The sequence below is a fragment of the Bradyrhizobium sp. Pha-3 genome, assembly GCF_042258325.1.
Classification (GTDB): domain Bacteria; phylum Pseudomonadota; class Alphaproteobacteria; order Rhizobiales; family Xanthobacteraceae; genus Bradyrhizobium; species Bradyrhizobium elkanii.
This window is the reverse complement of record NZ_CP170151.1, coordinates 560,473-573,622: the sequence shown is the minus strand read 5'-3', so window position 1 is coordinate 573,622 and position 13,150 is coordinate 560,473. Positions and strand designations below refer to the sequence as shown.

General features: G+C 65.1%; 14 protein-coding genes. 10 read left to right on the top strand and 4 right to left on the bottom strand.

Annotated elements, in window-relative coordinates:
• The first annotated feature begins 78 nt into the window (after positions 1-78).
• From ACE10X_RS02595 to ACE10X_RS02560, 8 genes are all read left to right on the top strand, one after another.
• On the top strand, positions 79-690 hold the full coding sequence (locus ACE10X_RS02595) for a sigma-70 family RNA polymerase sigma factor (protein ID WP_016848063.1): 612 nt from the start codon (positions 79-81) through the stop codon (positions 688-690).
• Positions 691-1,317: 627 nt separating this feature from the next.
• Complete coding sequence (locus ACE10X_RS02590) at positions 1,318-2,073, top strand: cytochrome c biogenesis CcdA family protein (RefSeq protein WP_038385642.1); 756 nt, start codon at positions 1,318-1,320, stop codon at positions 2,071-2,073.
• A gap of 17 nt (positions 2,074-2,090) precedes the next feature.
• On the top strand, positions 2,091-2,669 hold the full coding sequence (locus ACE10X_RS02585) for a thioredoxin family protein (RefSeq protein ID WP_038385643.1): 579 nt from the start codon (positions 2,091-2,093) through the stop codon (positions 2,667-2,669).
• 190 nt (positions 2,670-2,859) lie between these two features.
• The gene (locus ACE10X_RS02580) at positions 2,860-4,266 is read left to right on the top strand and encodes a cytochrome ubiquinol oxidase subunit I (protein WP_375764016.1); all 1,407 of its coding nucleotides are present in this window, start codon (positions 2,860-2,862) and stop codon (positions 4,264-4,266) included.
• Positions 4,263-5,264: a cytochrome d ubiquinol oxidase subunit II gene (gene cydB, locus ACE10X_RS02575; RefSeq protein WP_028343512.1), complete on the top strand. Its 1,002-nt coding sequence runs from the start codon at positions 4,263-4,265 to the stop codon at positions 5,262-5,264. The genes ACE10X_RS02580 and cydB overlap by 4 nt, the downstream gene beginning before the upstream one ends.
• Positions 5,265-5,365: 101 nt before the next feature.
• Positions 5,366-5,494: a DUF2474 domain-containing protein gene (locus tag ACE10X_RS02570; protein WP_085970665.1), complete on the top strand. Its 129-nt coding sequence runs from the start codon at positions 5,366-5,368 to the stop codon at positions 5,492-5,494.
• Positions 5,495-5,664: 170 nt separating this feature from the next.
• Positions 5,665-6,258 (top strand): L,D-transpeptidase, encoded by a 594-nt coding sequence (locus ACE10X_RS02565; RefSeq protein ID WP_038385645.1) that lies wholly within the window; start codon positions 5,665-5,667, stop codon positions 6,256-6,258.
• Between the two features lie 60 nt (positions 6,259-6,318).
• Positions 6,319-7,356: an amino acid ABC transporter substrate-binding protein gene (locus ACE10X_RS02560; protein ID WP_038385646.1), complete on the top strand. Its 1,038-nt coding sequence runs from the start codon at positions 6,319-6,321 to the stop codon at positions 7,354-7,356.
• 175 nt (positions 7,357-7,531) lie between these two features.
• Here the strand turns inward: ACE10X_RS02560 and ACE10X_RS02555 are convergent, their stop codons facing one another.
• Together ACE10X_RS02555 and ACE10X_RS02550 are read right to left on the bottom strand one after the other, a co-directional pair.
• Positions 7,532-8,671, bottom strand: a complete 1,140-nt coding sequence (locus tag ACE10X_RS02555; RefSeq protein ID WP_038385647.1) for an acyl-CoA dehydrogenase family protein — start codon at positions 8,669-8,671, stop codon at positions 7,532-7,534.
• 153 nt (positions 8,672-8,824) lie between these two features.
• A complete protein-coding gene (locus ACE10X_RS02550; RefSeq protein WP_038385648.1) occupies positions 8,825-10,009 on the bottom strand; it encodes an acyl-CoA dehydrogenase family protein in 1,185 nt (394 codons plus the stop codon).
• 170 nt (positions 10,010-10,179) lie between these two features.
• Between ACE10X_RS02550 and ACE10X_RS02545 the strand changes: the two genes are divergently transcribed.
• Together ACE10X_RS02545 and ACE10X_RS02540 are read left to right on the top strand one after the other, a co-directional pair.
• Entirely contained in the window at positions 10,180-10,725 is a 546-nt protein-coding gene (locus ACE10X_RS02545; RefSeq protein ID WP_038385649.1) for a carboxymuconolactone decarboxylase family protein, read from the top strand.
• A gap of 134 nt (positions 10,726-10,859) precedes the next feature.
• Positions 10,860-11,354 carry a VOC family protein gene (locus ACE10X_RS02540; RefSeq protein WP_038385650.1) on the top strand — a complete coding sequence of 165 codons (495 nt, stop codon included), beginning with the start codon at positions 10,860-10,862 and terminating at the stop codon, positions 11,352-11,354.
• Between the two features lie 376 nt (positions 11,355-11,730).
• On the opposite strand, the gene ACE10X_RS02535 is transcribed toward ACE10X_RS02540, so the two are convergent.
• Positions 11,731-12,234, bottom strand: coding sequence for a DUF2938 domain-containing protein (locus tag ACE10X_RS02535; RefSeq protein ID WP_038385651.1), 504 nt, complete (start codon positions 12,232-12,234; stop codon positions 11,731-11,733).
• Complete coding sequence (locus ACE10X_RS02530) at positions 12,227-13,084, bottom strand: class I SAM-dependent methyltransferase (protein WP_038385652.1); 858 nt, start codon at positions 13,082-13,084, stop codon at positions 12,227-12,229. Before ACE10X_RS02530 ends, ACE10X_RS02535 begins: the two co-directional genes overlap by 8 nt.
• Positions 13,085-13,150: the final 66 nt, after the last annotated feature.

Sequence of the window (13,150 nt, the reverse complement as noted above, 5' to 3'; positions counted from 1 at the left end):
GCGCAGACATCCGGAAACGGGCGCTAACTAACGTTTCTCCCAACGAACCGCCGCCCAACGGCGAACTGGGAGCCTGTCATGCCGAACGTCATCGCCATCAACGCTGCAGCCACGAAGCATATCGACGCTGCTCGCGCGACCTCGGATGAAACGCTGCTCGCGCGTATCGCCAAGAATGACCGCACCTCGATGCACACGCTCTATGCCCGTCATAACGTCCGGGTCTACCGCTTCGTGCTCCGGATGGTGCGCGACACCACCATGGCCGAGGACCTGGTCAGCCAGGTGTTCCTGGACGTCTGGCGCACCGCGGCCCAGTTCGAGGGCCGTTCGCAGGTCTCGACCTGGCTGCTCTCGATCGCCCGCTTCAAGGCGCTGACCGCGCTGCGCCAGCGCAAGCATGAGGACATCGACCAGGACGACGTGCTGGAGATCGCCGACGGCGCCGACACGCCGGAAACCTCGCTCGATCGCGCCACCACCAGCGAGATCCTGCGCGCCTGCGTGGCCAAGCTGTCGCCGGCCCACCGCGAGATCATCAATCTGGTCTACTACCATGAGAAGTCGGTCGAGGAGGCCGGCGAGATCATCGGTATCCCGCAGAGCACGGTGAAGACCCGCATGTTCTATGCCCGCAAGCAGCTCGCCGACCTCCTGCGGGGTGCCGGCGTGGATAGCGTCGCCGCATAAAGGATAGCCAATTCAATAGCTTAATCGGAGATCGCGCGATTCAGGCAATTGTCCACGAAGCCGAAAAAGTCAGGCGACGAAACAATTGAAACAATCGACGACATCACCCGGAAAAACACGATCTCTATACCCATATCCAACGACGCGACCCCAACCCCATTTACTGAACCGGTTTCGATACCTCTTCGTTCTAACCTCCCAAGTAACCTCCAACGACCCGGCCGGGATGCCCCCCAGCCGGGTCGCTCTGTTTTTGGCGTGGCAACTTGCGGCCTCAAAATGACTGTCGTCGCCCGGCTTGACCGGGCGACCCAGTATTCCAGAGGCCTATCCGCCACCACCGGCAATCTCCGGGGCCGCGTCTCGCGCTTGATCGCGTTCTCTGGATCATCGAACTGCTCGACGTGTCTCCAATTGCGCGGCCTCTGGGATACTGGATCGCCCGGTCAAGCCGGGCGATGACACCGATTGGGTGGCACGAGCCGCGCAGCGCATGACATGGACCTCACGCTGACGTGACGTCGGCCGCGACCGGCCCGCCGTAACGGCCAAACCGTCCTCGCGAAGAACATCAGGCGTACCCGGCACGGCCCTCTGGCGCGTCGGGACTCTGATGGACGGACGACGATGCTCAGCCTTGCCCTTGCCCTGCTTGCCGGCGTCGCCACCGTCGCCGCCCCTTGCACCCTGCCGATGCTGCCGATCCTGCTTGGGGTATCGATAGGCCAGACCGGCAAGGCGCGGCCCGCGATGATCGCGCTCGGTTTCGTGATGTCATTCTCTGCGGTGGCATTGCTGCTGAGCGCGATCACGCGCGCCTTCGATTTCGATCCGAACGTGCTGCGGACCGGCGCGGCCGTGCTGCTCGCGGGCTTCGGCCTCCTGATGATCTGGCCGGCGCCGTTCGAATGGCTGTCGATCCGGCTCACCGGCGCCGCCAAAGCGTTTTCGAGCGAAGTGGATACCGGTTCGCGTCAAGAAAACGCGTCTAAACAAGAGGGCAGCTTTGGTCAGGCCGCGCCGTCGCACAGCCTGTTCGGCGGCTTCGTGCTCGGCTCTACGCTCGGCCTGGTGTGGACGCCGTGCGCTGGACCGGTGCTCGGCTCGATCCTGACCATTGTCGCGACCTCGAAGGACACGGCGTGGGCGAGCTTGCAGCTCGTCACCTACGCGATCGGCGCCGCGATCCCGATGCTTGCGATTGCCTATGGCGGACAGGCCGTCACCACGCGCGTGCGCAGCATGGCGCGGATCGCACCGCGCCTGCAGCAGGGCTTCGGCGTCGTGATCGTCGCATTCGCCGCGCTGTCCTACCTGCAATACGACACGCTGATCGTGGCGTGGCTGACCCAATTCTATCCCAACGGCCAGATCGGCCTGTAAGCCCAAAGGAGATATCGATGTCCCTGCGCTTGATTGCCGTATCCGCTCTGGTGGCGGGCCTTGGCCTCGGCGGCGCCGTCATCCCCGGCCTCTGCACCGAGTCAGACGCGCCGGCCCAGCCGGTACCGCGGACGATCGCCATGACAACCGAACAGAGCCAGACCGCGCCCGAATTCGTCGGCATCAGCAACTGGTTCAATTCGCAGCCGCTGAAGCTGGCCGACCTGCGCGGCAAGGTGGTGCTGGTGGATTTCTGGACCTATGGCTGCGTCAACTGCATCAACACGCTGCCGCACGTCACCCAGCTCTATTCAAAGTACCGGGATCGCGGCCTCGTCGTGATCGGGGTCCACACGCCGGAATTCCCGTTCGAGCATTCGGCCTCCAACGTGCAGGCGGCGCTGAAGCGGCACGGCATCCTCTACCCGGTGGCGCAGGACAACAATTCGCAGACCTGGAACGCCTACCGCAACCAGTATTGGCCGGCGCAATACGTCATCGACCAGAACGGCAAGATCGTCTTCCAGCACGCCGGCGAGGGACAGTACGACGAGATCGACCGCACCGTCGCGCGGCTGCTCAACGCCAACAGCTAAGGCCTGATGAGATCAGGTTGAGCTGGAACGGCGTCGAAAGTTCACCTCTCCCCAGCGGAGAGAGGTGAACCGAGACCGCGCCAAGCCGATCCAGCCAAAACTCAACCCGCTTTAGTCGGACAATCCGCCCTCTTTGTCGTCACAGCTGACGTGGTAAGGTCCACGCCAGGTCGACGATGGATGGTGCGTGATGTTCGAAGGCTGGGATGCGGTCGTACTCGCCCGCGCGCAATTCGCTTTCACGATGTCGTTCCACATCGTGTTTCCCGCATTCTCGATCGGGCTTGCGAGCTATCTCGCGGTGCTGGAAGCGCTGTGGCTTGCCACCAAGCGCGAGGTCTACATCAACCTGTTCAATTACTGGCTGAAGATCTTCGCGGTCGCGTTCGGCATGGGCGTGGTCTCGGGCATCGTGATGTCCTACCAGTTCGGCACCAACTGGTCGGCGTTTGCCGACAAGACCGGGCCGGTGATCGGCCCGATGATGGCCTACGAGGTCCTGACCGCGTTCTTCCTCGAGGCCGGCTTCCTCGGCGTGATGCTGTTCGGGCTCGAACGCGTCGGCCCCAGGCTGCACTTCGTGGCGACGTTGATGGTCGCGATCGGCACGCTGATCTCGGCGTTCTGGATTCTGTCGGCCAATTCCTGGATGCAGACACCGACCGGCCATGCCGTCAACGCCGACGGCCAGTTCGTCGCCGCCGACTGGCTCAAGGTGATCTTCAATCCGTCGTTCCCCTACCGCCTCGTGCACATGGTGCTGGCGGCGTATCTCACCACTTCGCTGGTGGTCGGCGCGGTCGGTGCCTGGCATCTGCTCCGCGACCAGCATCTGGCGGGCGCGCGCGTGATGTTCTCGATGGCGATGTGGATGGCGACGCTGGTGGCGCCGATCCAGATCCTCGCCGGCGACCAGCATGGCCTCAACACGCTGGAGCACCAGCCCGCCAAGGTGATGGCGATGGAAGGCCATTACCAGAGCCACAAGGACGGCGCGCCGCTGATCCTGTTCGGCTGGCCCGACCAGCGTGAGGCGAAGGTGAAGTATGCGATCGAGGTGCCGAAGCTGTCGTCGCTGATCCTGAAGCATTCGCTCGACGCGCCGCTGGCCGGCCTCGACACCGTGCCGCGCGAGAACTGGCCGCCGGTGCCGATCACCTTCTGGTCGTTCCGCATCATGGTCGGCCTCGGCTTCCTGATCATGGGGCTCGGCCTGTTCAGCCTTTTGATGCGCTGGCGGGGGATGATGTACCAATCGCCGCTGCTGCATCGCTTCGCGGCGCTGATGGGCCCGGCCGGCTTCATCGCGGTGCTCGCGGGCTGGATCACCACGGAGACCGGGCGGCAACCGTTCACCGTCTATGGCCTGCTGCGCACGGCGGACTCAGCGTCGCCGCTGGCGGCGCCGGCGGTGGGCTCGTCGCTGATCGCCTTCATCATCGTCTATTTCGCCGTGTTCACCGCGGGCGTGATCTACATCCTGCGGCTGATGGCGCAGCCGCCGCATCCCGGCGAGCAGGGCCCGACAAAAGATCTTCCCGCCCGCGCGGCCGGCATCACGCCGGCGGCAGGTGCTGCCGTGGAGGGCGCGCGATGATCGATCTCGCCACGATCTGGGCCTTCATCATCGCCTTTGCCGTGTTCGTCTATGTCGTGATGGACGGCTTCGATCTCGGCCTCGGCATCCTGTTTCCGCTGTTTCCGCAAAAGACCGACCGCGACGTCATCATGAATACGGTGGCGCCGGTGTGGGACGGCAACGAGACCTGGCTGGTGCTCGGCGGCGGCGGCATGATGGCGGCGTTTCCGCTGGCCTATGCGGTGCTGATGCCGGCGCTCTACACGCCGATGATCGCGATGCTGCTCGGCCTCGTGTTCCGCGGCGTCGCCTTCGAATTTCGCTGGCGGACCCAGAAGGCGCGCAACAAATGGGATCTCGCTTTCGCCGGCGGCTCGCTGCTTGCGACACTGGCGCAGGGGATCGCGCTCGGCGCCATCCTGCAGGGCATCCATGTCGAGGGACGCCAGTACGCCGGCGGCTGGTGGGATTGGCTGACGCCGTTCAGCGTCCTGACCGGCGTCGCGCTGGTGATCGGCTACGCGCTGCTCGGCGCGACCTGGCTGGTGATGAAGACCGAGGGCGAGCTGCGCGACCGCGCCTACCATCTGAGCTGGATGTTGTTGATCGCGATGCTTTGCGCGATCGGCGCCGTCAGCATCGCAACGCCGTTCCTCAGCGTGCAATACACCCAGCGCTGGTTCGCCTGGCCCAACATCATCCTCACCGCGCCGGTGCCGATCGCGGTCGCCGCCGTCACCGCGCTGCTGCTGCGCGCGCTCAGCGACAAGAACGACCACCAGCCGTTCTTCCTGACGCTGGCGCTGTTCGCCCTGTCCTATGCCGGGCTCGGCATCAGCATGTATCCGTACATCGTGCCGCAGAGCATCACGATCTGGCAGGCGGCGGCGCCCGCCAACAGCCAGATCTTCATGCTGGTCGGCGTCTCGATCCTGGTGCCGCTGATCCTCGGCTACACCGCCTGGGCCTATTGGGTGTTCCGCGGCAAGGTGCGCCCCGGCCACGGATACCACTGATGCCACCAGAGCGTTTTCCAGCGAAGTGGATCCCGGTTCGCGTCAAGAAAACGCGTCAGGACGAGAATCTAGAGCCCCGTTCCGATTCCATCGGAACGGAAATGGCTCTAGTGCCGAATCAGCGGCCGCTCGGCCAGCGCCTGCTGTGGTTCGCGGTGCTCTGGCTCGGCGGCGTCGGCACCGTGGCCCTGATCTCGTTCGCCTTGCGACTCTGGATCGCGCCGAAATGAGGCGGCCCGCGCAACGTGCCGCGACAAGCAATGACAAAAAACAGAAGCATTACAGGGATATACCTGTGATGCCGCCCCAAGCTTGCCATCAAGCTGCCGCTGAGATTTGATGCTGCCTGATTTGCGGGTGGAGCAACCATTTGGCCGCGCGCCAACAAGGAGAGCTTTGCATGACGAAACTTCGTCACCTGGTCTGGATGTTGATCGCGACGGGCGCGCTCGTGCTATCGACGTCGCAGGGCTTCGCCCAGAGCCGCCCGGACGCCGACGAGCCCGGTCTTGTCGCCGACGACAGCTACGAGCTCGACCCGGAATGGCAGAAGCAGGTCGTGTATTACCGGACCAATGAGGCGCCGGGCACCATCATCGTCGCGACGGCCGAGCGCCACCTTTACCTGGTGCAGGGCAATGGCCGCGCGCTGCGCTACGGCATCGGCGTCGGCCGCGAAGGCTTTCAATGGCAGGGCCTGGTGAGCATCACCCGCAAGGCCGAGTGGCCGGACTGGGTGCCGCCGCCGGAAATGATCGCGCGCCAGCCCTACCTGCCGCGCTTCATGGCGGGCGGCCCGGGCAATCCGCTCGGCGCACGCGCGATGTATCTCGGCACCACGGTCTACCGCATCCACGGCACCAACCGGCCCGACACCATCGGCACCGCCGTGTCCTCCGGCTGCTTCCGCCTGGTCAACAACGACGTCGCCGATCTCTACAACCGCGTTCCGGTCGGCACCAAGGTGATCATCCGGCAGAAGCCCGAACTGTAGCCTTCAGCCTGCTTCGATATCCGTCCCGCTTTCCCCCCGATCATTCGCGAGAGAGAACCCATGCGTACATTTCGAGGCGGCCTGACGATCGGGCTCGCGATCGCCGCGCTGGTTGCGGCCGCCGCCATCACCTATGAGCGCTACGACACCCGCACGCTGAAGCGCACCGTCCGCCGCGGCGACGTGCTGTGCGGCGTCAACAAGGGCCTGCCGGGCTTCTCGATCCCGGACGACAAGGGTAACTGGACCGGCTTCGACGTCGACTTCTGCCGCGCGGTCGCGTCGGCGATCTTCGACGATCCGTCGAAGGCGAAGTTCGTGCCGCTCGACGCCAGCGAGCGCTTCAAGGAGCTGCAGAACCGCAAGGTCGACATCCTCTCGCGCAACTCCACCTGGAGCATGTCGCGCGAGACCAATTACGACCTCTATTTCCCCGCGGTCGCCTATTATGACGGCCAGGGCTTCATGTTGCCGCGCTCGCGCAACATCGATTCCGCGCTCGACCTGAACGGCAGCAAGGTCTGCGTGCAGGCCAACACCACGACGCAGCTCAATCTCGCCGACTATTTCCGTGCCAACAACATGAAGTACACGGAGATGAAGTTCGACAAGCTGGACGACGTCGTGAAGGCCTACAACTCCGGCCAGTGCGATACGCTGACATCGGACGCCTCGCAGCTTTATGCGCTGCGGCTCAACCTCGCCAAGCCGAGCGACCACACGATTCTCGCCGACATCATCTCCAAGGAGCCGCTGGCGCCGGTGGTGCGCTTGCGCGACGACGACTGGATGATGATCGTGAAGTGGACGCTGTACGCCATGATCAACGCCGAAGAGCTCGGCATCACCTCGAAGAACATCGACGAGGCGCTGAAGTCGAAGAAGCCGGAGGTGATGCGGCTGGTCGGCACCGAGGGCTCCTATGGCGAGGATCTCGGCCTGACCAAGGACTGGGCGGTGCGCATCATCCGCCATGTCGGCAATTACGGCGAGGTCTACGACCGCAACGTCGGCGCCGACTCCAAGCTGAAGATCCCGCGCGGCATGAACCAGCTCTGGAACGCCGGCGGCGTGCAGTACGCACCGCCGATCCGCTGATCGACAGCGCGGCTTAAACCACCGCTGTCGCCGCACTCTCAACTGTCATCATCCGCGAAAGCGGATGATCCAGTACGCCGCGGCTTCTCGACTCAAGCGCAACGGCCTTTGGAATACTGGATCGCCCGGTCGAGCCGGGCGATGACAGTGCGCGCGATAACGACGATGCGGCGGCTCAGTACCCCTTGCCGCTCGCCAGCTGGTCGGTGTGGAAATTGCTGTCGCCGAACAGCTCCTGGCAGACCCGGGCGCGCTTCATGAAGAAGCCGATGTCGAACTGGTCGGTCATGCCCATGCCGCCGTGCATCTGCACGCCCTCCTGCACGGCCAGCGTCGCGGTGGTGCCGGCGCGGGCCTTTGCCACCGCGACCGCGGTTGCGGCCTTGTCGGCATCCGTATCGAGCGCCTGAAGCGCCTTCAGCACCGCGGCGCGGGTGATCTCGATGTCGATATAGAGCTGGGCGGCACGGTGCTGCAGCGCCTGGAATTCGCCGATCGCCTTGCCGAACTGCTTGCGTTCCTTCAGATAGGCCACGGTGCGGCCGAACACCTCGTCGGAGAGACCGACCATTTCGGATGCCACCGCGCCGCGGCCGATGTTGAGCACGCCCTCGAGCAGCCCAAAGCCCTGATCGACTTCGCCGAGCACGCTGTCGGCGTCGACCTCGACATTGTCGAACACGATGCGCGCCGCGTTGTGCGAATCGACCATCGCGGTGCGCTCGACCGCGAGCCCCTTCGCCTTCGGATCGACCAGGAACAGCGTCAGCCCGTTCTTGTCGCCGGCACTGCCGGCCGAGCGGGCCGCGACGATCAAGAGATCGGCGGTGTGGCCGTCGACCACGAAGGCCTTGTCGCCCGACAGCTTGAAGCCGTTGCCGGAGCGCGTGGCCTGCAACTTCGTCTGCAACGGGCGATGCTTGGCGCCCTCATCGATCGCGAGCGCCGCCAGCAGCGAGCCGTCGGCAATTTTGGGCAGATGCTGCGCCTTCCGCGCCTCGCTGCCGCCGCGCGACAGCGCCGAGGCGGCGAGCACCGAGGTCGCGAGGAACGGCGACGGCATCAAGGTGCGGCCGATTTCCTCCATGACGATGCCGGCCTCGACGCAGCCGAGCCCGCTGCCGCCGAACTGGTCCGGCACCAGGAGGCCCGAGAAGCCCATCTCCGCAAATGTCTTCCAGAGATCGCGCGAGAAGCCGGTGGCATCCTTGGCATCGCGCAAGGACCGCAGATGCGCCACTGGCGCCTTGTCGCTGATGAGGCCGCGCGCACTGTCGCGCAGCATGGATTGTTCTTCGGTGAGGACGAGGGCCATTGGATGGATTCCGCTATAGAGATCTTCGTTTGATTTCGCTGTTGCCCCTCATGGTGAGGAGGCGCGCGAGCGCCGTCTCGAACCATGAGGCTGGTGTCCGGGCCTCATCCTTCGAGACGCGCGTTCCGCGCTCCTCAGGATGAGGAATTCCAATCACGCGCCCGGCAGGTCGAGGATGCGCTTGGCGACGATGCCGAGCATCACCTCCGAGGTGCCGCCCTCGATCGAATTGGCCTTGGTGCGCAGCCAGGCGCGCGGGCGGGCGCCGCCCCTGGAGCGCTCGCTCTCCCATTCCAGCGCGTCGATGCCACCGGCCGACATCAGGATCTCGTAGCGGCGCTTGTTGAGCTCGGTGCCGTAATATTTCATCGCCGAGGAGAACGCCGGATGCGATTGCCCGGCCTTGGCGAGATCGACCGCGCGCTCCGCGGCAGCCGCGAGCGCGGCCTCGTCGACCTCGAAGTTCGCGATCTGGCTGCGCAGCTGCGTGTCGTCGAGCTTGCCTTGCGCGTCCGCACCAACCGAGTCGGCGGCGATCTGGCCGAGCGGACGGCCGACGCCGCGCTCGCCCATGCCGGAGATCATCGCGCGCTCGTGCTGCAGCAGGTATTTCGCGACATCCCAGCCGCGATTGACGGTACCGACGACATGCGACTTCGGCACGCGAACATTGTCGAAGAAGGTTTCGCAGAACGGCGAATAGCCCGAGATCAGGAGGATCGGCTTGGTCGACACGCCCTTCGAGGTCATGTCGAACAGGATGAAGCTGATGCCGTCATGCTTCTTGGCCGCCGGATCGGTGCGCACCAGGCAGAAGATCCAGTCGGCGTAGTTGGCGTAGGACGTCCAGATCTTCTGGCCGTTGATGATGTAGTCGTCGCCGTCGCCGACCGCGCGGGTCTGCAGCGAGGCGAGGTCGGAGCCGGCGTTCGGCTCGGAATAGCCCTGGCACCAGCGGATCAGGCCCGCGGTGATCTTCGGCAGATGCTCCTTCTTCTGCTCCTCGGTGCCGTATTTCAGCAGCGCCGGTCCGAGCATCGAGATGCCGAACGAGGTCAGCGGCTGACGCGCGCCGATCGCCGCCATCTCCTGGCGCACGATCTTGGCCTCCTCGCCGTCGAGGCCTCCGCCGCCATATTCCTTCGGCCAATGCGGCACGGTCCAGCCCTTGTCGCGCATCCGCTCGAACCAGACGCGCTGCGCTTCGGACGAGAATTTCGTGTTGCGGCCACCCCAGAAGGTGTCGCCATCCGAGGTCATCGGCTTGCGCATCTCCGCCGGGCAGTTCTGCTCCAGCCAGGCGCGGGTCTCTGCGCGGAATTTCTCGAGGTCAGCCATGGTGCGTTTCCAGTCAAAAAATCGTCGAATTGGATTCGACCTTAGACCTACGCAGCCGCCGAATTCAATATGCCTCGCGGCCGCGCCATGCTCTGGCGTCGCTACTCACTGCGCGCGATCGGGTGTATCGCCGAGATGGGGTAACGCTTGAAAAACAAGAGGAAACGGACATGCGGCTGAAGCTGCTTTCGCCTAGCGAAATGAACGCCGCCCAGAAAGAAACCTACGACGAGTCGATCGCCGGCAAGCGCGGCGCGCCACCGGCGCCGATGATGGCCTGGCTGAACAGCCCGGAGATGGCACGGCATGCCACGCGGCTCGGCGAAGTGCTGCGCTTCGACACGATCTTTCCGCCAAAACTGTCGGAGATCGCGATCCTCGTCACCGCGCGGCACTGGACCGCGCATTACGAGTGGTATGCCCACAAGCGCCTGGCGCTGAAGGGCGGCCTCGATCCGAAGATCATCGAGGACATTCGCGTGCGCCGGACGCCGACCTTCGACGATCCCAAGGCCAGGGTGATCTACGACGTCGCCAAGGCGCTGCACGAAGGTCATGGCCTGCCGAAGGCACTGTATGACGAGGCGGTCGAGGTGCTGAGCCAACGCGGCCTGGTCGAGGTGATCGGCCTCTGCGGCTACTACACCATGGTGTCGATGACGCTGAACACGTTCGAGTTCCAGCTGCCCGGCGGCGAGCTGTCGGAGCTCTGCTAGGCCCGGCGACCGTGGCGCCTTTCGGAAACCTTGCGTTTCCGGATCGATCGCTCCGGCGTCGGCAAATCCGGACTATATCAGGCGGCGAACCTCGCCCCTGATGGCAGGGGCATTGACGTCAACGGAGTCCGCTCATGCCAGAGAATCCCCCCATCATCGCCGGCACGCGGATCGGGCATGTCCATCTCAAGGTGGCCGATCTCGAGCGCGCGCTCGGCTTCTATTGCGGCGTCCTCGGCTTCGAGCTGCAGCAGCGGCTGGGCGCGGACGCGGCCTTCATCTCGGCCGGCGGCTATCACCACCACATCGGCCTCAACACCTGGGAAAGCAAGGGCGGCCATCCGCCGCCGCCGGGCACCACCGGCCTGTTCCACACCGCCATCCTCTATCCCACCCGCCCGGCGCTCGCCGATGCGCTGCACCGGGTGCTGTCGGCCGGCATCGAGCTCGACGGCGCCAGCGACCACGGCGTCAGCCAGGCGCTTTACCTGCGCGATCCCGACGAGAACGGCGTCGAGCTCTATTGGGATCGCCCCGAGGCCGAATGGCCGCGCAGCGCGGACGGCAAGCTCGCGATGTTCACGCGACGGCTGGACGTTGAGGACCTACTGATGCAGCGGGCGGCGTAATTCCGCAACCCGGGAGAAGCGTGTAGCCCGGATGAAGCGCAGCGAAATCCGGGTTCGCTCCATAAGGTAATACTGTTCCCGGATTACGCTTCGCTTCATCCGGGCTACGGGTTCTACAGGTCTTTATTCCCCTTCCCCCCGAAAGGGGGAAGGGGATGGGGGTTAGCCGCGGGCTCTGCTGCTAGTGGAGAGAGCAGATCCCCACCCGCTTTGCTCTGCGAGCAAAGCGACCTCCCCTTTTCAAGGGGAGGTGAAGAGGTAGCCCGGATGGAGCCAACGAGTCGCGCGAACGCGCGCCCCATGACAGGCTCCGCGAAATCCGGGGTTCGCGCCGTAAGGTGATGCTGTCCCCGGATTGCGCTTCGCTTCATCCGGGCTACGGGTTCAGGAACGGGTGCACGAGCCAGCCGGCCGCGTAGAGCCCAAAGCCGAACACCGCATGCGTCACGAGGCTCTGCAGCCGCGCCGCCCATGGACGGGGCGTGCGGCTCGCGGCGATGCCGGCGCCCATCGCGGGCTGCATCACCAGGAACGGCGCGGCCACGCTGCCGATCCCGACCATCAGGGCCGGAGCGATGGTGGGCTGCCGCAGCCAATCGAGGCCGAAGATCGCAAGCAGCACGCCGGCAAAGCCGATCCCGATCAGATAATGCGCGGCCCATCCGATGACCCGTTCGCCCGCGACCTGCGGTGACGCGGCGATGCGGTCGTGGCGCAGGCGAGCGGATACGAGATGGCCGAGCCAGCGGCCGAGCAGGGCATAGTCCAGCGACGGGATGCCAAGCAGGCGCATTCGAACCATCCCCCAGATGTCCATCACGACGGTCGCACCGGTCCCGATCAGCACCGCACTCGCCACAAATTCCGCGGCTTCAACCATGCGCGGCCGCCGCTCGTGCCGCGACCATCCAGCAGGCGGCGGTGAAGCGAATCTCGGTCCCTTGGATGTAGCGATCGAACGCGCCGCGCACGGTCTCGATCACCTGCGTGCGGCGCGCCTCCTCCATCGCCTGCAGCATCGTCCCGACCGGGCCGAGCCAACTCACATAGCGGGTCAGCTCCGATGCCGGAAAGCTGAGGGCGACATCGACCGGCTCGATCGCGATCGCGTCCCAGCCGCTATCCTCCAGGATAGTTTCGACCCGCTTCCGGTCGGCGAAGCCGAATTGCCCCGGCGCATCGGGACGCCGCGCCGGAAGATCCGGCAGCAACGGCTTCGCCGCCTGTTCCGCCGTCGTCATGAACGGATTCTCGGCGGCGCCGCGCCACGCGATGAAGCGGAGCGCAGCACCCGGCCGGGCCGCGCGGCGCAGATTGGCGAAAGCCTGCACCGGATCGGCAAAGAACATCACGCCGAGGCGCGAGATGATCATGTCGAAGCTCGCGGGCGCGAACGGACAGATCTGCGCGTCGGCGCAGATGAAGCTGACCGGCCGCCCTTCCCGCTCCGCGCGGGCGCGCGCCGCTGCGATCATCGGCTCGGAAATGTCGATGCCGGTGCAATGCCCTTGACGGCCGAGCACACCGGCAACAGCGAAAGTCGTGGCGCCGGTGCCGCAACCGATATCGAGCACGCAGCTGGCCGCGGCATCAGACACTGACCGGACGAGCAGCTCTTCAAGCGGCTTGAAGATCCCTTCGAGCACGTCGCGCGTCTCGACCCAGGCGCGGCCGGCGGCGCCGTTCCAGAGTTTGACTTGCTCGTCGTCGACTTGCGGTGCGATACCCATGATTCTCGTCCTTGTTGATGCTTGCCTTACGCAAGCGGTAGGCTGGATACTGCCAGTTCAAGTGAA

Bases quoted from the DNA above. Each gene is read 5' to 3' on its own strand.
- ACE10X_RS02595 (WP_016848063.1), top strand. From the start codon at position 79: ATGCCGAACGTCATCGCCATCAACGCTGCAGCCACGAAGCATATCGAC.
- ACE10X_RS02590 (WP_038385642.1), top strand. From the start codon at position 1,318: ATGCTCAGCCTTGCCCTTGCCCTGCTTGCCGGCGTCGCCACCGTCGCC.
- ACE10X_RS02585 (WP_038385643.1), top strand. From the start codon at position 2,091: ATGTCCCTGCGCTTGATTGCCGTATCCGCTCTGGTGGCGGGCCTTGGC.
- ACE10X_RS02580 (WP_375764016.1), top strand. From the start codon at position 2,860: ATGTTCGAAGGCTGGGATGCGGTCGTACTCGCCCGCGCGCAATTCGCT.
- cydB (WP_028343512.1), top strand. From the start codon at position 4,263: ATGATCGATCTCGCCACGATCTGGGCCTTCATCATCGCCTTTGCCGTG.
- ACE10X_RS02570 (WP_085970665.1), top strand. From the start codon at position 5,366: ATGGCTCTAGTGCCGAATCAGCGGCCGCTCGGCCAGCGCCTGCTGTGG.
- ACE10X_RS02565 (WP_038385645.1), top strand. From the start codon at position 5,665: ATGACGAAACTTCGTCACCTGGTCTGGATGTTGATCGCGACGGGCGCG.
- ACE10X_RS02560 (WP_038385646.1), top strand. From the start codon at position 6,319: ATGCGTACATTTCGAGGCGGCCTGACGATCGGGCTCGCGATCGCCGCG.
- ACE10X_RS02555 (WP_038385647.1), bottom strand. From the start codon at position 8,671: ATGGCCCTCGTCCTCACCGAAGAACAATCCATGCTGCGCGACAGTGCG.
- ACE10X_RS02550 (WP_038385648.1), bottom strand. From the start codon at position 10,009: ATGGCTGACCTCGAGAAATTCCGCGCAGAGACCCGCGCCTGGCTGGAG.
- ACE10X_RS02545 (WP_038385649.1), top strand. From the start codon at position 10,180: ATGCGGCTGAAGCTGCTTTCGCCTAGCGAAATGAACGCCGCCCAGAAA.
- ACE10X_RS02540 (WP_038385650.1), top strand. From the start codon at position 10,860: ATGCCAGAGAATCCCCCCATCATCGCCGGCACGCGGATCGGGCATGTC.
- ACE10X_RS02535 (WP_038385651.1), bottom strand. From the start codon at position 12,234: ATGGTTGAAGCCGCGGAATTTGTGGCGAGTGCGGTGCTGATCGGGACC.
- ACE10X_RS02530 (WP_038385652.1), bottom strand. From the start codon at position 13,084: ATGGGTATCGCACCGCAAGTCGACGACGAGCAAGTCAAACTCTGGAAC.